This window comes from Rhodococcus sp. 21391 (genome assembly GCF_016772255.1).
GTDB lineage: Bacteria > Actinomycetota > Actinomycetes > Mycobacteriales > Mycobacteriaceae > Rhodococcus_F > Rhodococcus_F opacus.
Genome location: NZ_CP063781.1, coordinates 4,227,917 through 4,247,188 on the forward strand (window position 1 = coordinate 4,227,917; position 19,272 = coordinate 4,247,188).

Here is a 19,272-nt window from a genome sequence, read left to right on the forward strand (position 1 = left end):
GTGGGCTAGGTGCCCCCCAGTCGATCTCTCGACCGTCGCGACTTCCTTCGCATCGCGGGTGCCTCCGGGGCGGTGGCGCTCGGTGCCGTGATGCTCGGCGCGTGCGGGGAACGCCTGCACGACCCGGAGGTTCCGCCGCTTCCCGACGGCCTGTCCGCTCCGGGCGGCGGAGCGGTGTCCGAGTTCGTGCCCGTCGACAAGGCGACGTGGCGCGTGCAGGGGGATCCGCTGGTCGCGCCGACCGGTGACGGGCCCCTCGCCGGCAAGCGACTCGCCGTCACCGACCTGTACGCCGTTGCGGGACAGCAGATCGGTGCGGGCAGCGGACGGCGTCTCGCCGAGGCACCCGTCGAAACCGGTACCGCCGCAGTGGTGGCGCGCCTCCTCGGTCAGGGCGCCCGCGTCGTCGGCCTGGCGCAGACCGACGACCTCGGTTACGGGCATTCCGGCATCAACCAGCAGTTCGGTACGCCGCCCAACCCCCGCGCCGAGGACTGCCTGCCCGGCGGTGCGACCTCGGGTGCCGCGAGTGCAGTCGCGCAGGGTTCCGCCGACATCGGATTGGGTGTCGACACCACCGGTTCCGTCCGCATCCCCGCCTCGTATCAGGGCCTGTACGGCTTCGCGCCGTCCCGGGGCGCCGTCTCCACCGACGGGCTGTTTCCGCTGTCCCCCACGTTCGACACCCCCGCATGGGTCTGCGGCGACCTCGACACCCTCGTCGCGGTCTCCGGCGCGCTTCTCCCGCTCACGGCGGAGACCCCGTTCCGCAGCGCGCTCACCTCCGACGGCATCAACGCCGTCGCCGAGGCGGGGGCGCTCGGCGCTGTGCGGCGCGCCCTCACCGCGTGGGAGAAGAGTTCCCTCCCCCGGCTGACGTGGACCGACACGGACATAGGCCGGCTTCCCGACTGGTACGACGCCGTCGTCGCCGTGCAGGGCTACGAGGCGTGGCGGCTGCACGGCGACTGGGTGAGCGGGGCGATGACGTCGCTCGGCGACGAACCCGGCCGCAATTTCGCCGCCGCGAGCCGCATCTGGGAATCCACGTACGGCCGGAAACTGATCAAGCTCGCCGAGGCGTCGCAGACGATCACCGCGTACGTGGGCGACAGCCTGCTCCTGCTGCCCGCGACCTCCTCCACGGCCCCCGAGCGGACGAGCTACCCCAGCGGTGACCGGTTCCGGAACACGATGCGCGCCACCGGCATGCTCACCTGCCTCGCGAGCATCTCCGGACTGCCCAACGCGACCGTGCCGTTGCGCACCGACGACGGAGTTCCCGTCGGTCTCTGCCTGGTCGGCCCGCACGGCCGTGACCGCGACGTCCTGGCGGTCGTCGCGAGTCTCGGCGACACGGGGCTGATCGACTGACGGCCGGAACCGTCAGCCGCGGAGCAGTTGCGCCTTGCGCGCGTCGCTCGCGAACGACGCCGTGATCGAGTTGCGCGCGAGGGTTTCCCGCTCGGCATCCGTGAGGCCGAGCTGATCCCGCAACTGGGCGAAGTTGTCGTCGACGTACCCGCCGAAGTACGCGGGGTCGTCGGAGTTCACGGTGACGAGCAGACCCGCCTCCAGCATGGTCCGCAGCGGATGCTCGGACAGCGAATCGACGACACACAGTCGCACGTTCGACAGTGGGCACACGGTCAGCGGCACTTCCTCGTCCACCAGACGCGCCACGAGCGCCGGGTCCTCGAGCGCCCGCACCCCGTGGTCGATGCGCTCGGCACCGAGGAGATCGAGCGCCTGCCAGATGTACTCCGGCGGGCCTTCCTCGCCTGCATGGGCGACCACGTGCAGCCCCTCCGACCGGGCGCGGGCGAACACGTCCTCGAACAGCGACGGCGGGTTGCCCACCTCGGCCGAGTCCAGGCCGAGCCCGACGATCGGCGTCTGCAACCGGATGATCTCCGAGAACACTTCCTCCGCCTCGTGCACGGGACGGTCCCGCAGGATCGCGGCGATCGCGGCGCTGCTGAGGCCGAACTCCCGCTCGCTGGTTCCCACCGCGTCCATGATCCCGTCGAGCACCTCGTGCAGCGGCACACCACGATTGACGTGAGCCTGCGGGTTGAAGAAGAACTCCACGTGCGCGACGCCGCCCGCCGACGCCCGGGCGAAATAGGCGCGAGTGAGGTCCGCGAAGTCCTGCGCCGTCCGCAGCACCTGCATGTTGGCGAAGTACAGGTCGAGGAACGACTGCAGATCGGTGAACTCGTACCGCGAGCGGAGATCGTCGAGGTCGGTGTACGGCAGCTGCACGGAATTCCGTTCGGCCAGCGCGAAGATCAGCTCGGGTTCGAGGGAACCCTCGATGTGCATGTGCAGCTCGGCGACGGGAGAGCTCACGGGTGGATACCTGCCTTTCGCACCACCTAGGCAGCGGTGTCGCGGTCGACGATACGGACGAAGCCGTCGCCGTCGATATTCGCGGTGTCGCCGGTGTGAAACCAGCCACCCGTGAAGTTCTTCGCGGTGACCTCGGGACGGTTCCAGTAGCCGCGGCTGACTCCCGGACCGCGGCACAGCAATTCGCCGATACCGCGGCCGGCGTCGGGACCGAGGAGGGCCACCTCCATCCCGCCGAACGCGACGCCCACGCTGCCCGCGTGTGTCAGAGCGCACTCGTCGGGCAGCGCCAGGCCCGCCCCGCACGTTTCGGTCATTCCCCACCCGAGGAAGTGCCTGGCCGCAGGGAACGTCCGCCGGAGCAGTTGCGACTGCTCCAGGGACAGGCCGGAGCCGCTGTAGTCGATCCAGCGCACCGCGCGCCGGCCGAAACTCGTCACCCGCGAGTTCTCCACGGCCCGCAGGAGGACGGCGGGCGCCGCGGTGAGCACGTCGGCACCGGTGCCGCGCCACGACGCCGCGTCGGTGCTCCCGGTCAGCAGGACCGTTCCGCCCACCACCAGCGTCGAGAGCAGTTCGACGAGGGATCCGACGGTGTGCAGTTCGGGTTCGACGAGGAGATTCCGCAGTCCCTCGGAGCTGAACCCGCGCGCATGGAGCACGGATTCGATGGTCGAGAGGACGTTCTCGTTGCTCAGCTCGACCCCCTTCGGGGACTCCGACGGCCCGGGCGTGTACGACAGCAGCACCAGCTCGTCGGGGCTCGCTCCGTCGTCGATGAACGAGATGCCCTCCGGCAGTTCGCCGTCGAGGATCAGTACCGATTCGCTGTCGGCGAGCACCTCACCGGTCCGCGCGTCGTCGAGTGCCGGGCTCACCCCGACCGGAACGCCGCCGGCCAGCAACACCCCGAGGAAGGCCTCGACCCAACGGACCCCCATGGGCTGCCGGACGGCGACGCGGTCGCCGATCTCGACGCCCTTCGACTTCAGCCCGCCGGCCACCCGCGCCGCGGACGTCCACAGTTGCGAGAACGTGAGCGACCGGCCACCGTCCTCCTCGACGGCGACCCGGCCCGCGTAGCGGTGCACGGAGATGTCGAGCAGCTCGGTGAGCGACGGGTTGAGCCCGCCGTACCGGAGCAGGCCGTCGCGACCACGGACCACCCGGTCGTCGTGGAAGAAGGGACCACTACTCGGGTACTCGACGAGGGACGACGGCATCTGCACCTCCGCTGACGACACTGCGCGACCGGGACGTTGCCACGACTATATGACGCCCGTCACAGTTACGGGGAGCAGTTCGCCGACGCCTACCGCCCGCGGTACGTCGCCTTGCCCGGTCCGACGTCGAGGAAGCTCCGTACCGCACCCCGGAGGTCGTCGGTCTCGAACAGCGCACCCGACACGTCGGGCGTGATCGAGTCGGCGTGCGCGACCCCACCCGACCGCCACGCGGAGATGATCTGCTTCGTGGCGTCGTGTGCGCGCGTCGGCCCGTCCGCCAGGCGTGCGACGAGGGCGCGGGCCTCCGCGTCGACGTCCTCGTGGACGGCGTTGACCACGCCCCAGTCGCGCAGCGTCGCGGCGTCGTACAGGTCGCCGGTCATCACCAGTTCCCGGGCGCGGCCCGACCCCGCCCGCTCGGCCAGCCGCTGCGGTCCGCCCATCGACGGGGTCAGCCCCACCACCGTCTCGACCAGTCCGAACTTCGCCTTCGGTGCGGCGAGGATGATGTCGCAGGCGAGCGCGATCTCGAAGGCCGCGGTCAGCGTCAGTCCGTGCGCCGAGTACACGACGGGGCACGGCAGCGCCTCGAGCGGATGACAGATCTCGGCGAACAACTCCTGCCACAGGTCCGCGCCCTGTTCCGCCGTGAGCCCGTCGAACACGTGGACGTCCACTCCTGCGGAGACCACCTTGCCCTCTGCGCGCAGCAGCACCGCGCGCGGCGGATCCTCGGCGAGCGCCGCGACGTCGGCCTGCACGGCGTCGAACATCGCTTGATCGAAGAGGTTGAGTGCGCCGTGGGCGAACGTCAGGATCGCGATCTCGGCGCCGGCGTCCGTACGGACACGCTCGAGTCGGGTGGGATGCGCGGCTGCAGGCTCAGTCATGCCGCCAGACTGCCACACGTGATCCGCCTACGATCGGGGTGTGGACTCGCTGCGCGCGGCGCTGGCCGACGTCGTCGGAGAACGGTTCGTGACCGTGGACGCGGACGTGCTCGCCGCCCGGGCCATCGACCACACGGGGCGCTACAGCGGGCGGGCGAGCGCACTCGTCCGGCCCGCGGATGCCGCGGAAGTCTCGGCCGTGATGGGCATCTGCCGCCGAGCCGGGGTGAAGGTCACTGTGCAGGGTGGCCGCACCGGACTCGAAGCAGGGACGGTGCCCGAGCACGACGACGTGTTGCTGTCGATGGAACGGCTGACCGCGGTCGGCGCCGTCGACCGCGAGAACCTGCGCGTCACCGTCGGCGCCGGGGTCACCCTCTCGACGCTCCGGAACGCCGCCGCCGAGGCCGGACTGCTGTTCGGCGTCGACATCGCGTCCCGCGACTCCGCGACGATCGGCGGCATGGTGTCGACCAATGCCGGTGGGCTGCACACCGTGCGGTACGGACACATGTCGGCGCAGGTGCTGGGCCTGGAAGTGGTGCTGCCCGACGGGGCGATCGTGCGGCGCAGCATGCGGGTGGGTGCCGAGAACTGCGGATACGATCTGCCCGCGCTGTGGGTCGGCAGTGAGGGGACTCTCGGTGTGGTCACCACTGTCGACCTCACGCTCCGCCCCGTGCCCGAGTTCCGAGTGACCGCCCTCGCCGGCTTCGCGCAACTGCCCGGATTGATCGACGCCGCTCGCGTCGTCCGGCGGCTCGAGGGGGTCGACGCCGTGGAGATGCTCGACGGCCGCGGGCTCGAATTGGCCTCCTCGCGGCTGGGTTTCGCGGTCCCCACGGGTCTGCCGTGGTACCTCCTCGTGGAACTGGCCGGCCACCGCGATCTCACCGACGAACTGGCCGAGGCCCTGGAGCAGTGCGCTCCCGACGAGGAACCCGCCGTCGGGATCGATCCCGCAGGCCGCGCCCGGGTGTGGGCGGCGCGGGATGCGTTCGCGGAGGTGGTCGGATTGTTCGGGCCCCCGCTGAAGTTCGACGCCGCCCTCCCGCTGGACACCCTGGCCGCGTTCGTCGCCGACGCGGTCGCGCTGGTGACGAGCCGGGCCCCCGACGCGATCCCGGTGCTGTTCGGGCACGTCGCCGACGGCAACGTCCACCTCAACGTGCTGCGCTGCCCCGACGAGTCCGTGCTGTACCGGACGGTCACGGAACTGATCCGCGATCACGGCGGCAACATCGCCTCCGAACACGGTGTCGGCGCACACAAGCGCAACTACCTCGACCTCGCCCTCAGCCGCGAGGACATCACCGCGATGTGGACGATCAAGCGGGCGTTCGATCCCGCCGACTACCTCAACCCTGCAGTGATGTTTCCCGACTGGCTGCGTCGCCCGCACTGACTCCAGGCCTCTTCTCGCGCAACGGTCGCGCGAAACACACCGAGGCGATGAACCCGATCAGCAGGACGGCGGCGGGCAGCCAGATCGACTGCGACATCGCCGTCGCGAACGGTTCCTTGACGAACTCGGGCATCTCACCGATGCCGGCCTCCTGGCTGTCGGCGTTCAGCCCCTGCGCGGACAGGCGGGCCGTGATGAGCGCGCCGATCGCGGCGCTGCCGAGGACGGCGCCGACCTGGCGGGTCGTGTTGTAGACGCCGGCTCCGGCGCCCGCCTGATGGGGCGGAAGGTTGTGCGTGGCCGTGGCCGCGAGCGGCGACCAGATACACGCGTTGGCGAGACCGATCAGACCGATCGGCAGCAGCAGTTCCCAGATCGCCACGTCGGGCGACATGACCATGGCCAGCCAGCCGAGTGCGATCGAGAACAGCAGGAATCCGGCGCCCGCGATGTACCGCGGGTGGGTGCGGTCCACGAGCTTGCCGATGAACGGGGCGAACACACCGGTGAGAACGGCCATGGGCACTAGGAGCAGGGCCGATTTCGTCGGCGACAGACCCCGCACCGCCTGCGTGTAGAACATCAGCGGCAGGACCATGGCGGTGATCGCGAACCCCATCGCGGTGATCGCCACGTTGGCGAGCGAGAAGTTGCGGTCCTTGAACAGGCCCAGCGGCAGGAGCGGCTCGTTCTTGTTCCAGGACTGGTACCAGACGAAGATGCCGAGTAGGACGAGGCCGGCGCCGATCGACGCCAGCACGGTCGCCGACCAGTCGTAGGAGCTGCCTTCCTGGATTCCGAATACGAGGAAGAACATGCCGAGCGCACTGAGTACGACACCGGGGATGTCGAACTTGTGCTCGTGGGTCTCGAGCGCGGGCACCAGCCGCCACGCCAGCATGAACGCGATCACGCCGACCGGCACGTTGACGATGAAGATCCACTCCCAGCCGAGGTTGTCCACGAGCACGCCGCCCGCGAGCGGTCCCACCAGGGTGGCGACACCGGCGACGGCGCCCCACAAACCCATCGCGGTGCCGCGGCGGTCCGGCGGGAACGTGCGGGTGATGACGGCCATCGTCTGCGGCGTCATCAGTGCGGCGCCCAGTCCCTGGAAGACCCGGGCGACGATGAGCATGGTGATGGTGCCGGACAGGCCGCACCACAGCGACGCCCCGGTGAACAGGACGAGCCCGATCAGGTAGATGTTCTTGGGACCGAACCGATCACCGAGTCGACCGGTGACCAGCAGCGGCACCGCGTAGGCCAGCAGGTACGCGCTGGTGACCCAGACGACCTTGTTGATGTCGGTGTGCAGGTCGTTCATGATCGCCGGGTTGGCCACCGCGACGATGGTGCTGTCGACGAGGATCATGAAGAAGCCGATGACGAGGGCCCACAGGGCCGGCCACGGATTTCGATGCTCGGGTGGCGACGTGGGTGGTGCGGTGCGCTCGGTGTCCATCGTCAATCCTTTGCTGAACCGGATGGGATCCGGCGTGAGTGTGTCAGTCGTTCGAGAAGTTCCGGCGAAAGCCACGGGAGGGCTCCGGAGTCGATGTCGGCCACCAGGGCGCTGAGCCATTCGTGCTCCGCGCGGGCGACGGTGACGAGAAATTCGTTGCCGAGGAGGAAGATTCTGGGAGTCTCGGTGGAACAGGCGAGAGCGGCGGCGGTCTCGAGCTCGTCGATCTCGCGGGTGAGGTGATCGAGCCGTTCCCGGAGCAGTTCCACCACGGCGGGGGCGTCGACGTTGTGCGCCTCCGCCAGGGCGAGGGGAAACTGCGGGTACTCGTGCACCGGAGTGGCGAGCATGTCGCTCACCCGTTGGACGAGCGCCTCCCGGCCCGCATGCGTGACCTCGTACATGGTGCGTTCGGGCCGGTTTCCCGCCCGGTCGGTACCGGTGGTGCGCACCAGCCCTTCGCCTTCGAGCCTGCTCACGGTGTGATACAGCGAACCCGGCCGGATCTTCACGACGCGTCCACGCCGGGCGGCCGCGAGTTGGTACATCTCGTACGGATGCATCGTGCGCTCACACAGCAGACCGAGGATGGTGACACCGAGCGGGGTGAGTGTCACGGTCACCACCTTCCACTCCTCCAAGTCGAATACTCCACGTGGAATATACCGTCCGGGCCGATGGGGAACAAGCGGTTACCGTGGGTCCCGTGGACTCCCATCACCTCGACATCATTCGACTCGCCTGGTCACGCGAACTGGGATTGCCCGACGACGCACTGTCCACCCGGCCGGGTGCCGACGACCGCGCCGTCCGGGTGGACGACGACACGGACACGATCCGATTCCTGCGCCTGGGCGAGACGTCCGCGCTCGTCGGACCGCGGTGGGCAATCGAGCGTGCCGACGGGCACACGTCGGCGGAACTGACCGAATCCGCGACCCTGCTCGCCCTCACCCAGGATCGGTCCGGACGGTGCGCAGGTCCCCTGGTGCTCGCGTTCGGCACCGACTACCAGGATCCCGCGACGGGGCAGCCACCGCTCGTCTCCCACGAACACGACCACGTCCGGCAGGTCGAGGAGGCGTGTCCCCCGGACGACGTGACCGAGGCCCATCTGGGTGACCGCAACCGATGGTTCACGATTCTCGACGACGCGCGGCAACCGGTCAGTTCCGCCGGGTACGCCGAGTTCCAGGGTTTCCTCGCCGACGTCGGCGTGCTGACGGCGCCGGCGTTCCGGCGGCGGGGACTGGGCGCCGCGGTCGCCGGGATCGCCACCGACGACGCGCTCGACAGCGGCCTGATCGCCCAATGCCGTTCACCCCGCGACAATCTGGCCTCGCGCGCGCTCGCCGCCCGCGCCGGGTACCGGGAACTGGGAACGTACGCTGCGGTCACGATCTCCCGAAGTACGCTCTGAGACACATCGAAAGACGGGGACGAGTCGACCATGACAGACCGAACCGCAGAACCGCACAGCACGGAAGGCGCCTACGTCGAATCCGGCGCCGAGTTCACGCGCGACACCCACTACATCCCCACCCGCATCACGGCCGACGGCCGCGACGGCTATCCCGTCGAACCCGGCCGCTACCGTCTCGTCGCCGCCCGGGCGTGCCCGTGGGCCAACCGCGCGATCATCGTGCGGCGACTGCTCGGACTCGAGGACGTGTTGTCGATGGGACTGTGCGGCCCCACCCACGACAAGCGCAGCTGGACTTTCGATCTCGATCCGGGCGGGCTCGACCCCGTGCTGAAGATCCCGCGCATGCAGGACGCGTACTTCGCGCGTTTCCCCGACTACTCGCGGGGCATCACCGTGCCCGCGATCGTCGACGTCCCCACCGGGCAGGTGGTCACCAACGACTACCCCCAAATCACCCTGGATCTGTCCTCGGAATGGACGCGGTACCAGCGTGAGGGCGCGCCCGACCTCTACCCCGAGCCGCTGCGCGACGAGATCGACGAGGTCGCCGATCTCGTGTTCCGCGACGTCAACAACGGGGTGTACCGGTGTGGTTTCGCCGGATCGCAGGAGGCGTACGACTCCGCGTACGACCGCCTGTTCGCCCGTCTCGACTGGCTCGAGGACCGACTGACCGACCGCAGGTTCCTCGTCGGGGACACGATCACCGAGGCGGACGTGCGCCTGTTCACCACCCTGGCCCGCTTCGACGCCGTCTACCACGGACATTTCAAGTGCAATCGGAACAAACTCGACGAGATGCCCGCGCTGTGGGGGTATGCCCGTGACCTCTTCCAGACACCCGGGTTCGGCGACACCATCGACTTCACCCAGATCAAGCAGCACTACTACATCGTGCACACCGACATCAATCCCACCGGGATCGTGCCGAAGGGTCCCGACCTGTCCGGCTGGCTCGAACCGCACGGGCGTGAACAGCTGGGCGGCAGGCCGTTCGGGGACGGCACACCGCCACCTCCGCCGAAGCCCGGCGAGGACGTCCCGGCCGGGCACGGGGTGTGATGGGGCCGGTCTACGAGCCGGTGTAGGTGCCGAAACTCCAGAACACGCCCTCGGGGTCGCGGCAGGTGAATCCGCGCGATCCGTAGTCCTCGTCCCGGAGTCCGCGGACGATCGTGGCACCGGCGGCCACCGCGCGCTCGTGGAGGGCGTCGGGGTCGTCGACGACGAGGTACACCGAGCCGGTCCCCGGCGGCAGGTCGCTGATGACCGAGTCCTCACTGGGCGAGCCGAGCATGATCCCGCCGCCCTTCGGCCAGCCGAGTTCGGCGTGATCGACCCGGTCGCCCTCGCCGTACACCGCGTTCTCGGCGAATCCGAAGGCGTCGACGAGGAAGCGGATCGCGGCCCGCGCATCGCGGTAGACGAGGGTGGGCCACACACATGTGGTTTGCATCGAAGTAGTCATGCCATCACTCTGCGCCGTCGTCGTGGTAGGGGTCTTGGACGAATGAGAACGGGTCGATCTCGCGCCACCGCGACGGTGCGACGCCCGCGAGGTCGCGCCAGTCCCGCGCCATGTGGGCCTGGTCGTAGTAGCCGCACACCGCGGACACGTCGGCGAGCGTCGCCCCGGCAGCACTCTTGAGCATCCGGTGCGAACGGTGGAAACGCGACAACCGCACCACGTCCTTGGGCGTCACGCCGTATTCTGCGACGAATTTGTTCACCAGATGCCTTCGGCTCCAGCCGACCTCGTGCGCGACGTCACCGACCCGGGTGCCCTCGCCGGCGACGAGCAGATGCCAGGCGCGGGTGAGGTGCGGGTCGATCTCGGCCGGCGCCGCGCGGCGAGTCAGGAGGTCGTCGAGGATCGCGAACCGCTCGTCCCAGCCCGGTTCGAGGGACAGCCGTTCGGTCAGTTCCCCCGCGTCGGGACCGAGCAGTTCCTCGAGCCCGACGACCCAGGAGCCGAGGGCGGCGGTGGGCACCCCCAGTAGCGCCCGGGCGCCGAGAGGGCTGAGCGCCAGTTGGACGCCGTGCTCGTTGCCGTCGTGCCGGATCGTCACCGGTGCCGTGGCGATGCCGCTGGCCAGAGCGGCGAAACGACCGGGCGCCTGCTCGGGCGTCGCCTGGGCGGCGATGTCGAGCGGCTCGTCGATCGTCACGACCACCGTGAGGGAGGGCGACGGCAGACCGAGGTGGATGCCGGGCTCGAATCCGGCCAGCCGATAGCCGTCGTATCCCGTGACCAGCGCGCGTAACGGTGCCGCCGGGCGCCGGAAGGCCCCGGACGACACCGCGGTATCGCTGTCGGCGACGCTCACGAAACCAGCCTAGGCACCGGTGCCGACACCGGCCACACCGTTCACTCACCTACAGTCGGTGCCAGCACACTCGAAGCACACGGCGAGACGGGAGTCCCGATGGCTGGCAATGGTGGACCGGTGGAGAAGGTACTGGTCTCGGTCCTCGACAACGGAAGCCGTCTCCAGGCGCCCGCGGTGGCCAGGTACGTCGAATGGGTCCGGCGCTCGCACCCCGGTGAGTTGCCCGCGCAGATCATCGAGCGCATGGAGAAGATGTTCCTGCTGGCCGTGACGGGCAGCGGCAGCGCGGTCGGGGCCACCGCCGCCGTTCCCGGGGTCGGTACCATCGCGTCCATCGCGGCGGTGGGCGCCGAATCGGCGTTCTTCCTGGAAGCGGCGGCGCTGCTCACTCTCGCTGTCGCATCGGTGCACGGCGTCTCCGCCGTCGACCACCAGCAGCGGCGCGCACTCGTCCTGTCGGTGGCGCTCGGTGAATCGGGCATGGAAATTGTCCAGAAGGCGACGGGCGTGACCGCGAAGAACTGGGCCAGCGCCATCACCAGCCGCATACCCGGCCCCACGATGAAGGGCATGAACAACACCCTGGTGCGCAAGTTCATCACCAAGTATGCCGCCCGCCGCAGCGCGCTGGTCCTCGGCAAACTCGTGCCCGCCGGCATCGGCGCGGCCATCGGCGGCGCAGGCAACCGGGCCATCGGCAAGGGTGTCGTCAAGAACGCGCGCGAAGCGTTCGGGCCCGCCCCGGCCCGCTGGCCGGACGAACTCCGCGCGATCGAGGCCTGACCTAGTGGGCGAAGTGCTGTTCCGTCGAACGCCCGCCGCCCTTCTCGCGGAGTTCGGCGCACACTTCCTCGATCGCCTCGGCGACGAGGGATCCGAGATCGGCGCTGAAGCCCTCGCGCACGACGATGCGCAGGACCGCCACGTCCTCCGCGTCGGCGGGCATCGTGTAGGCGGGCACCTGCCACCCCCGCGCCCGCAGCTCGTGTGACACGTCGAAGACCGTGAACCCGGGGTCACCGACGAGTTCGAACGCCACCACCGGAATGTCGGTGCCGTCCGTGATCAGGGTGAAGCCGTCGATCTCGGCGATGCGTTTGCCCACGCGAACTGCGGTGTCGCGCAACGTCTGCATGATCGACCGGTAGCCGGCCCGGCCCAGTCGCAGGAAGTTGTAGTACTGCCCCACCACCTGATTGCCGGGCCGCGAGAAGTTCAGGGTGAACGTCGGCATGTCGCCGCCCAGGTAGTTGACCCGGAACACCAGCCCCTCGGGAAGGTGTTCCTTGTCGCGCCACACCACGAACCCGATCCCCGGATACGTCAATCCGTACTTGTGACCACTCACGTTGATCGAGGCCACGCGCGGAACCCGGAAGTCCCACAGCAACTCCGGTTGCAGGAAGGGGACGACGAAGCCACCGCTCGCCGCGTCCACGTGGATCGGCACGTCCGGGCCGCCGGACGCGGCGAGTTCGTCGAGAGCGTCTGCGATCGCGGCCACCGGCTCGAGCTCCCCCGTATAGGTGGTGCCCACGATCACGACCGCTCCGATCGTGTTCTCGTCGACCGCATCCCGAACCTGCTCCGGCGTGATGACGTAGCGGCCCTTCTCCATCGGCAGGTACTTCGGCTCGACGTCGAAGTACCGGCAGAACTTCTCCCACACCACCTGGACGTTGCTGCCGAGCACCAGATTCGGTCGCGCAGTGTCCTTCCCGGCCGCCTCCTGCTTCGCCCGCCACAGCCACTTGAGCGCGAGACCACCGAGCATGACCGCCTCGCTCGAGCCGATCGTCGAGACGCCGGTGGCGCTGGCCGGGTCGGTGGTCGACAGGTCGGGAGCGTGGAACAGATCGGCCACCATCGACACGCAACGGGACTCGATCGCCGCGGTCGCAGGATACTCGTCCTTGTCGATCATGTTCTTGTCGAACGTCTCGGCCATCAGTTTGTCGGCCTCGGGATCCATCCACGTGGTGACGAACGTGGCCAGGTTCAGCCGCGAACTGCCGTCGAGCATCAACTCGTCGTGGATGAACCGGTACGCGGCCTCGGGATCGGTTTCCTCGTCCGGCAGCCGCAGCGCCGGAAACGGATCGATCGAGAGGCGCCCCGTGTAGGCGGGAGAAATGACGTCGCGATGGTGGTGGTGGTGCTTGCTCATGTGCGTCCCCAATCGATTGGTTTCAGCATGCGCCGTCGCAGACGCCCTGTACGTCAGTTGGTGAATCTCGGCACGGCAGCCCAGTAGGGTCGAAACAGTTCCATTCGATTGTGGCAGGGGAGGACGGGTTGACCACAGCAATCCCGGGAAGTTTCACGGCGCCGATCGAGGTGCGGGGGCTGTCGAAACGCTTCAAGAACGTCGACGCGGTCACGGACCTCAGCTTCACCGTGCCGCGGGGATCGATCACCGGATTCCTCGGGCCCAACGGGTCCGGCAAGACCACGACGCTGCGGATGATCCTCGGTCTCGTGAAGCCGACGTCGGGCGCCTCCACGGTCGCCGGTGTCCCGATTCGCCTCCTCGTCGACCCCGCGCGCACAGTCGGCGCCGTCCTGGATTCGCAGAGCCTGCACCCCAACCGGACGGCACTCGACCACCTGAAGGTGTACGCGTCCGCGATCCGCGTACCGGACGCACGCGCCCTGCAGGTGCTCGCGCTCGTCGGGCTCGAGGACGTCGCCGGGCGCAAGGCGGGCGGCTTCTCCCTCGGCATGCGTCAGCGGCTGTCGCTGGCGACGGCGCTGCTGGGTGATCCGCGCATCCTGATCCTCGACGAACCGGCCAACGGACTCGACCCCGAGGGCATCGCCTGGCTGCGTGAGTTCTTGAAGGGCTTCGCCGCATCCGGCCGGACCGTGCTGATCTCGAGTCACATCCTCCGCGAAGTGGAGCAGACCGTCGACAATCTCGTGATCGTCAGCCGCGGCTCCCTCGTCTATCAGGGACGGATGGAGGAACTGCGCAAGTCGCAGCAGAGCCGGCTGCTCGTCGCGTCCTCGAGCCCGCCCGCGCTGGCGACCGCCCTGGCCGCCAAGGGCATCGTCGATGCCCGGTCGCTCGCGGACGGACGCCTCGCCGTCGTCGGCGCGTCCCTCGAACTCGTCGAGTCCGTCGCCGCCGAAGCAGGGGTCACGATCTTCGGCGCGGTCGGCGATCACATCGACCTCGAGCAACTCTTCCTGTCGATGACCGCGGGCCAGTACGTGGCCGGAGCGAGCGCCGCGGCGCCCTCGGGGTACGGCCCACCGCCGACGTACGCGCCCCAGCCCGGGTACGCACCTCCCGGGTACGCCCCACAGCCGGGTTACGGTCCGCCTCCCGGGTACGCCCCACCACCGGGCTACGGTCCACCACCCGCACACCCTCAGCACGGTCCGATCTCCGGAGGTCCGCGATGACAGCGCTGCTCACCGCAGAATTCCGCAAGGTCACCACCCTGCGGTTCTGGTGGATGCTCGGTCTCGCACCGCTGATCGTCGGGATGTTCTCGAGCGCGATCACCCTGCCGGTGATGCGTGCGTTCACCGACGCGTTCGAGGCCGATCCGAGCGAGGCCAACCTCGCCGCCACCCTGTTCGGGCTGGCGGTCGCGGTCGCCCTCGTCGTCCTGTTCGCCGCGCTCTTCGGGGCGGTGAACGTGGGCACCGAATTCCGGTACAAGACGCTCACCACCACGTTCCTCACCGCTCGCGGCCGGGACGGGGTGATCGGCACCAAGCTCGCCGTCACCGCGGCCTTCGGCTTCTTCTACTGCCTCGTGGTGGAGGTGGTCAGCGTCGCCCTGCTGCTGACGTTCGGCGGTGACACCTTCGAACTGCGCGGATCCCTGTTCGCCATGCTCGGGGCCGCCCTGATCTGCGGGGCGCTGTGGGCGCTCATCGGCGGCGGGGTGTCGATGCTCACCGGCTCGTCCGTCGGAAGCTGCATCGCCCTGGTGGTCTGGTACACCCTCGGCGAGATGATCCTCCGCTCGATCCTCAGCGGGATCGGCATCGGCGCCGTCGGCAGTGTCCTCCCCGTGTCGGCCACCCTCGGGACGGTCGCGAACGCGGCCGCCGGCAATGAGATCGACTGGCTGACGCTCTGGCCCACGGCGCCCCTCGCCCTGCTCGTGTGGACCGCGGTCGTCGTCGGCGGCGGCTGGGCGCTCACCCGGCAGCGCGACATCACCTGACACGGCGCCGGGTGCCGTCCCTGTCGGTACCCGGCGCTAACGTGGATCCAGTGGCAAGTGAGAGTGCGTCCGGTTCGGTGATCGAACGGGAGCAGACGCTGGAGCAGGATCAGGCACGGCCGGGCTGGATTCGACGGCTGAGCGGTGAGTGCTGGGCGCACCGCCGCGTCGCACTCGGCGCCCTGTCCGTGACAATCGTCGCCGCGGGTATCGACATCTCGTTCCCCCTCCTCACCAAGTACGCGGTCGACGCCGCCGGCTCGGGTCACGACACCCAGGTGATCGGCATCGCCGCGCTGCTCATCGCATTGCTCGCGTGCGTCCGCTTCGGCTGCCAGTACGGCCGCCGGATGCTCGCCGGGAAGCTGTCGCTCGACGTCCAGCACGATCTGCGGCTGGGACTGCTGGGTGCGCTGCAACGGCTCGACGGGCGGGGGCAGGATCAGATCCGCACCGGTCAGGTGGTCTCCCGGTCCATCACCGACCTCCAGCTGGTGCAGGGCCTGCTCGCGATGGTCCCGTTGTCGGCGGGCGCGTTGCTCCAATTCGTCCTCGCGCTCGCCATCATGGCCTGGCTGTCGCCGCTGCTGACCGTCGTCGCGCTGGTGATCGTCCCCGCCGTGTGCCTCGTCGTCTACGCGATGCGACCGAAACTGTTCGCGGCCACCTGGTCGGCGCAGCAACGCGCGGCCGACCTCGCCCAGCACGTCGAGGAGACCGTCACCGGCGTCCGCGTGGTCAAAGGCTTCGGCCAGGAGCGCCGGGCCGTCGACCAGCTCGAGGACCACAGCCGGATGCTGTACGCGGAACGCCTGCGAGCCGCCCGGATCAATGCGCGCTTCGCGCCGACCATGGCGGCACTGCCCCAACTGGGTCTCGTCGGGGTCATCGCGGTCGGCGGCCACCTCGCCCTGCACGGCTCCATCACGATCGGCACGTTCCTCGCCTTCGCGACGTACGTCGCCACGATGACCGGCGTCACCCGCACGCTGTCGTCGGTCGTGATCATGGCCCAGCTGTCCCGGGCCGCCGTCGAGCGTGTGTACGAGGTGATCGACGCCGAACCGGAGGTCGCGGACCCGCCGCACCCCACCGCCCTGCCCGGCGGACCGCTGGGTGTGGACCTGCGCGCGGTCACGTTCGGCTTCGAATCGGACCGGCACATCCTCCGTGGACTCGACCTGCGTATCGCCCCCGGCGAGACGGTCGCGGTGGTGGGGATGGCCGGTTCCGGCAAGACCGCCCTGTCGCTGCTGCTCCCCCGCTTCTACGCCCCGTCCTCGGGTTCCGTGTCCCTCACGTCGGCGGGCGCGTCGTTCGATGTCGCGCAGCTGAGCGCCGAGCAGTTGCGCGAAGCCGTCGGCCTCGTGTTCGACGAGCCGTTCCTCTTCTCCGACACCATTGCGGCCAACATCGCCCTCGGCAGGCCCGACGCCAGCGCCGAGGAGATCCGCGCCGCCGCCGACATGGCGGCCGCCGACGAGTTCGTCTCCGCCTTGCCGGACGGCTACGACACCGTGGTCGGCGAACGCGGTCTCACCCTCTCCGGCGGGCAGCGGCAGCGGATCGCGCTGGCACGCGCACTCCTCACCGACCCGAGAGTGCTGATCCTCGACGACGCGACCTCCGCCGTCGACGCCACCACCGAGGCGTCGATCTTCGCGGCGCTGCGCGCGAATCGTGGCCGAACTGCTCTGATCTTGGCGCATCGCCGCTCGACCCTGTCGCTCGCCGACCGAGTCGCCGTGCTCGACCGCGGACGGATCATCGATTCCGGCACGGTGGCCGAACTCGACGAACGGTGCCCGCTCTTCCGCGCACTGTTCGCCTCCCCCGACAACGCGGGCCCCATCGACGTCAGCGTTCCCGCACCGAGCGAGCCGATGCCGTATCAGCGCATGCCGTCCGAGTCCGAGTTGTGGCCGGAGGACGCCGAGGAGTGGGACGTGCCTGCCGCGTCCGGCCGCACCCCGGCTCCCGGCGCGGGACCCGGCGGCGGCCGCGCCGCCGGCGGACCGATGGCGGGAGCGCTGGGCAACGTAGCCGCGACCCCGGAACTTCGGCAGGCCGTGGATGCGCTTCCGCCCGCCGTCGAGAGCCCGGGAATCGACACCCGGAACCTGCGCCTGCCCGAGCCCGACTTCCGGCTGTCGCGGATCCTGCGGCCGGTCCGTGCCCTCCTCGTCGCCGTCGCCGTCTGCCTCGCGCTCGACTCGCTCGCGGGGATCGCGTTCCCGTCGATCGTCCGGTTCGCGATCGACCGCGGTGTCGTCCCGCAGGACTCCGCGACGCTGTGGACCGCGACAGGGGTGGGCGTCGCTCTCGTGGTCGCCGGCTGGCTCGTCGTCGCCCTGATGACGGTCCTCACCGCCCGAGCGGGGGAACGTGTGCTGTTCGGGTTGCGGGTGCGCAGCTACGCCCACCTGCAGCGGCTCGGACTCGACTACTACGAGCGCGAGCTGTCCGGTCGCATCATGACCCGGATGACCACCGACGTCGACGCGTTGTCGTCGTTCATCCAGACAGGAATGTCCACCGCCGTGGTGAGCGTCCTGACCGTCCTCGGTATCACCGTCGCGCTCGTCGCCACCGACGTCACGCTCGCGCTGGTGGCGCTTGCCGTCATCCCGCCGCTCGTCGTCGCGACGCTGATCTTCCGCCGGATCTCCTCGGTGGCATACACCGTCTCGCGTGAGCGGATCTCGCTCGTCAACGCCGACTTCCAGGAGAACATCGCCGGGCTCCGTGCGGCCCAGGCATACCGCCGCGAAGGGTTCGCTGCCCGCCGGTTCGCCGAGCGGGCCGACAGTTATCGGCGCAGCCGGATGCGGTCGCAGCGGGCGATCTCGCTGTACTTCCCGTTCATCGCGTTCCTCTCGGACCTGGCCCTGGCCGCCGTGGTGTTCGTCGGTGCGCGCCAGGTCGCGGGCGGCGACACGACGACCGGTACGCTCGTCGCCTTCGTGCTGTACCTCGGGCTCCTGTTCGGCCCCATTCAGCAACTGTCGCAGGTGTTCGACGGATACCAGCAGGCCAGTGTCGGCCTGCTCCGGATCGGGGACCTGCTCCGCACACCCAGTTCCATCGAGCGGGCGACCTCGCGCGAGGACCTCCAGCCGATCGACGGGCACCTGCGCGGCGAGCTGTGCCTGCGCGACGTCGGGTTCCGCTATCAGGGGGCGGACAGCGACGCCCTGACCCACATCGACCTGCACATCCCCGCCGGCACCACCGTCGCCCTGGTCGGCCGGACCGGCGCGGGCAAGTCGACCATCGTGAAACTGCTCGCCCGCTTCTACGACCCGACGTCCGGCGCGGTGCTCGTCGACGACGTGGACCTCCGCCGGTACCCGCTCGGCGCGTACCGCGGACGCCTCGGCGTCGTCCCCCAGGAAGCCCACCTGTTCACCGGGACCGTCGCCACCAACATCGCGTACGGACGCCCGGATGCGAGCCGCGAAGAGATCGAGGACGCTGCACGCGCGGTCGGCGCACTGGGCACGATCGCCGTATTGCGGGGTGGGATGCGTCACCCCATCGGCGAGCGCGGGCAGGGCCTGTCGGCCGGCCAACGCCAGCTGATCGCGCTCGCCCGGGCCGAGCTGGTCGACCCCGACCTGCTGCTGCTCGACGAAGCGACCGCGACGCTCGATCCGGCCACCGAGCAGGTAGTTCTCGAGGCGAGCAGCCGGGTGACCCGCACCCGGACGTCGGTGGTGGTGGCACACCGACTGGCCACCGCGGCCCGGGCAGATGTGATCCTCGTCATCGACGAGGGGCGGGTGGTCGAAACCGGATCCCACGCCACCCTGCGCTATGCCGGTGGCCACTATTCGGGACTGTGGGATGCGGCGGAGACCGGGGCGGGGAATAATCGCGGGGCGAGAACCGTCATCGATGGTGACCCCATCGGTTGGCCGTGAGACAGCTCACACGTGCAGGCCTGGCGATCTACACGTCACACGCGAGGGCTAGTCTCATGTATATAGGCGCT

General features: G+C 69.5%; 16 protein-coding genes. 8 read left to right on the plus strand and 8 right to left on the minus strand.

Features of this window, described 5'->3' with window-relative positions; translation table 11 throughout:
- Positions 1 to 9 precede the first annotated feature (9 nt).
- The gene (locus tag GO592_RS19595) at positions 10 to 1,374 is read left to right on the plus strand and encodes an amidase family protein (RefSeq protein ID WP_007295733.1); all 1,365 of its coding nucleotides are present in this window, start codon (positions 10 to 12) and stop codon (positions 1,372 to 1,374) included.
- Between the two features lie 12 nt (positions 1,375 to 1,386).
- Here GO592_RS19595 and GO592_RS19600 read toward each other — a convergent pair whose 3' ends face one another.
- The 3 genes from GO592_RS19600 to GO592_RS19610 all read right to left on the minus strand — a co-directional run bounded on the left by GO592_RS19600 (position 1,387) and on the right by GO592_RS19610 (position 4,468).
- The gene (locus GO592_RS19600) at positions 1,387 to 2,352 is read right to left on the minus strand and encodes an adenosine deaminase (RefSeq protein WP_005253753.1); all 966 of its coding nucleotides are present in this window, start codon (positions 2,350 to 2,352) and stop codon (positions 1,387 to 1,389) included.
- 26 nt (positions 2,353 to 2,378) lie between these two features.
- Positions 2,379 to 3,575: a class I adenylate-forming enzyme family protein gene (locus GO592_RS19605; protein ID WP_007295732.1), complete on the minus strand. Its 1,197-nt coding sequence runs from the start codon at positions 3,573 to 3,575 to the stop codon at positions 2,379 to 2,381.
- A gap of 89 nt (positions 3,576 to 3,664) precedes the next feature.
- A complete protein-coding gene (locus GO592_RS19610; RefSeq protein WP_005253751.1) occupies positions 3,665 to 4,468 on the minus strand; it encodes an enoyl-CoA hydratase/isomerase family protein in 804 nt (267 codons plus the stop codon).
- Positions 4,469 to 4,508: 40 nt separating this feature from the next.
- Here GO592_RS19610 and GO592_RS19615 point away from each other — a divergent pair, with 40 nt between their 5' ends.
- The gene (locus GO592_RS19615; RefSeq protein WP_007295731.1) at positions 4,509 to 5,873 is read left to right on the plus strand and encodes an FAD-binding oxidoreductase; all 1,365 of its coding nucleotides are present in this window, start codon (positions 4,509 to 4,511) and stop codon (positions 5,871 to 5,873) included.
- On the opposite strand, the gene GO592_RS19620 is transcribed toward GO592_RS19615, so the two are convergent.
- Together GO592_RS19620 and GO592_RS19625 are read right to left on the minus strand one after the other, a co-directional pair.
- Complete coding sequence (locus GO592_RS19620) at positions 5,827 to 7,338, minus strand: MFS transporter (protein WP_007295730.1); 1,512 nt, start codon at positions 7,336 to 7,338, stop codon at positions 5,827 to 5,829. The genes GO592_RS19615 and GO592_RS19620 overlap by 47 nt on opposite strands.
- A 2-nt stretch (positions 7,339 to 7,340) precedes the next feature.
- Complete coding sequence (locus tag GO592_RS19625) at positions 7,341 to 7,964, minus strand: PadR family transcriptional regulator (protein ID WP_039950392.1); 624 nt, start codon at positions 7,962 to 7,964, stop codon at positions 7,341 to 7,343.
- Positions 7,965 to 8,035: 71 nt separating this feature from the next.
- Here GO592_RS19625 and GO592_RS19630 point away from each other — a divergent pair, with 71 nt between their 5' ends.
- Both GO592_RS19630 and GO592_RS19635 read left to right on the plus strand, forming a co-directional pair.
- Positions 8,036 to 8,758 carry a GNAT family N-acetyltransferase gene (locus GO592_RS19630; RefSeq protein ID WP_007295729.1) on the plus strand — a complete coding sequence of 241 codons (723 nt, stop codon included), beginning with the start codon at positions 8,036 to 8,038 and terminating at the stop codon, positions 8,756 to 8,758.
- A 30-nt stretch (positions 8,759 to 8,788) separates the two neighbouring features.
- Positions 8,789 to 9,826 (plus strand): glutathione S-transferase family protein, encoded by a 1,038-nt coding sequence (locus GO592_RS19635; RefSeq protein ID WP_007295728.1) that lies wholly within the window; start codon positions 8,789 to 8,791, stop codon positions 9,824 to 9,826.
- A 10-nt stretch (positions 9,827 to 9,836) separates the two neighbouring features.
- On the opposite strand, the gene GO592_RS19640 is transcribed toward GO592_RS19635, so the two are convergent.
- Positions 9,837 to 10,232, minus strand: coding sequence for a VOC family protein (locus GO592_RS19640; protein WP_039950365.1), 396 nt, complete (start codon positions 10,230 to 10,232; stop codon positions 9,837 to 9,839).
- Between the two features lie 4 nt (positions 10,233 to 10,236).
- Entirely contained in the window at positions 10,237 to 11,091 is an 855-nt protein-coding gene (locus GO592_RS19645) for an AraC family transcriptional regulator (RefSeq protein WP_007295726.1), read from the minus strand.
- Between the two features lie 99 nt (positions 11,092 to 11,190).
- On the opposite strand from GO592_RS19645, the gene GO592_RS19650 reads away from it, so the two are divergent.
- Complete coding sequence (locus GO592_RS19650) at positions 11,191 to 11,877, plus strand: hypothetical protein (protein ID WP_039950364.1); 687 nt, start codon at positions 11,191 to 11,193, stop codon at positions 11,875 to 11,877.
- A 1-nt stretch (position 11,878) separates the two neighbouring features.
- Here GO592_RS19650 and GO592_RS19655 read toward each other — a convergent pair whose 3' ends face one another.
- The gene (locus GO592_RS19655; protein WP_007295724.1) at positions 11,879 to 13,261 is read right to left on the minus strand and encodes a glutamate decarboxylase; all 1,383 of its coding nucleotides are present in this window, start codon (positions 13,259 to 13,261) and stop codon (positions 11,879 to 11,881) included.
- A 128-nt stretch (positions 13,262 to 13,389) separates the two neighbouring features.
- Between GO592_RS19655 and GO592_RS19660 the strand changes: the two genes are divergently transcribed.
- Genes GO592_RS19660 through GO592_RS19670 form a run of 3 tightly spaced genes read left to right on the plus strand, consistent with a single transcriptional unit; the run spans position 13,390 to position 19,201 of the window.
- Complete coding sequence (locus GO592_RS19660; protein WP_007295723.1) at positions 13,390 to 14,502, plus strand: ABC transporter ATP-binding protein; 1,113 nt, start codon at positions 13,390 to 13,392, stop codon at positions 14,500 to 14,502.
- On the plus strand, positions 14,499 to 15,278 hold the full coding sequence (locus GO592_RS19665; protein ID WP_007295722.1) for an ABC transporter permease: 780 nt from the start codon (positions 14,499 to 14,501) through the stop codon (positions 15,276 to 15,278). The genes GO592_RS19660 and GO592_RS19665 overlap by 4 nt, the downstream gene beginning before the upstream one ends.
- Positions 15,279 to 15,328: 50 nt before the next feature.
- Entirely contained in the window at positions 15,329 to 19,201 is a 3,873-nt protein-coding gene (locus GO592_RS19670) for an ABC transporter ATP-binding protein (RefSeq protein WP_007295721.1), read from the plus strand.
- Positions 19,202 to 19,272: the final 71 nt, after the last annotated feature.

Excerpts from the sequence above, each read along its gene's own strand:
- GO592_RS19665 (WP_007295722.1), top strand. The coding sequence starts at position 14,499 with ATGACAGCGCTGCTCACCGCAGAATTCCGCAAGGTCACCACCCTGCGG.
- GO592_RS19620 (WP_007295730.1), bottom strand. The coding sequence starts at position 7,338 with ATGGACACCGAGCGCACCGCACCACCCACGTCGCCACCCGAGCATCGA.
- GO592_RS19635 (WP_007295728.1), top strand. The coding sequence starts at position 8,789 with ATGACAGACCGAACCGCAGAACCGCACAGCACGGAAGGCGCCTACGTC.
- GO592_RS19610 (WP_005253751.1), bottom strand. The coding sequence starts at position 4,468 with ATGACTGAGCCTGCAGCCGCGCATCCCACCCGACTCGAGCGTGTCCGT.
- GO592_RS19655 (WP_007295724.1), bottom strand. The coding sequence starts at position 13,261 with ATGAGCAAGCACCACCACCACCATCGCGACGTCATTTCTCCCGCCTAC.
- GO592_RS19605 (WP_007295732.1), bottom strand. The coding sequence starts at position 3,575 with ATGCCGTCGTCCCTCGTCGAGTACCCGAGTAGTGGTCCCTTCTTCCAC.
- GO592_RS19640 (WP_039950365.1), bottom strand. The coding sequence starts at position 10,232 with ATGACTACTTCGATGCAAACCACATGTGTGTGGCCCACCCTCGTCTAC.
- GO592_RS19650 (WP_039950364.1), top strand. The coding sequence starts at position 11,191 with ATGGCTGGCAATGGTGGACCGGTGGAGAAGGTACTGGTCTCGGTCCTC.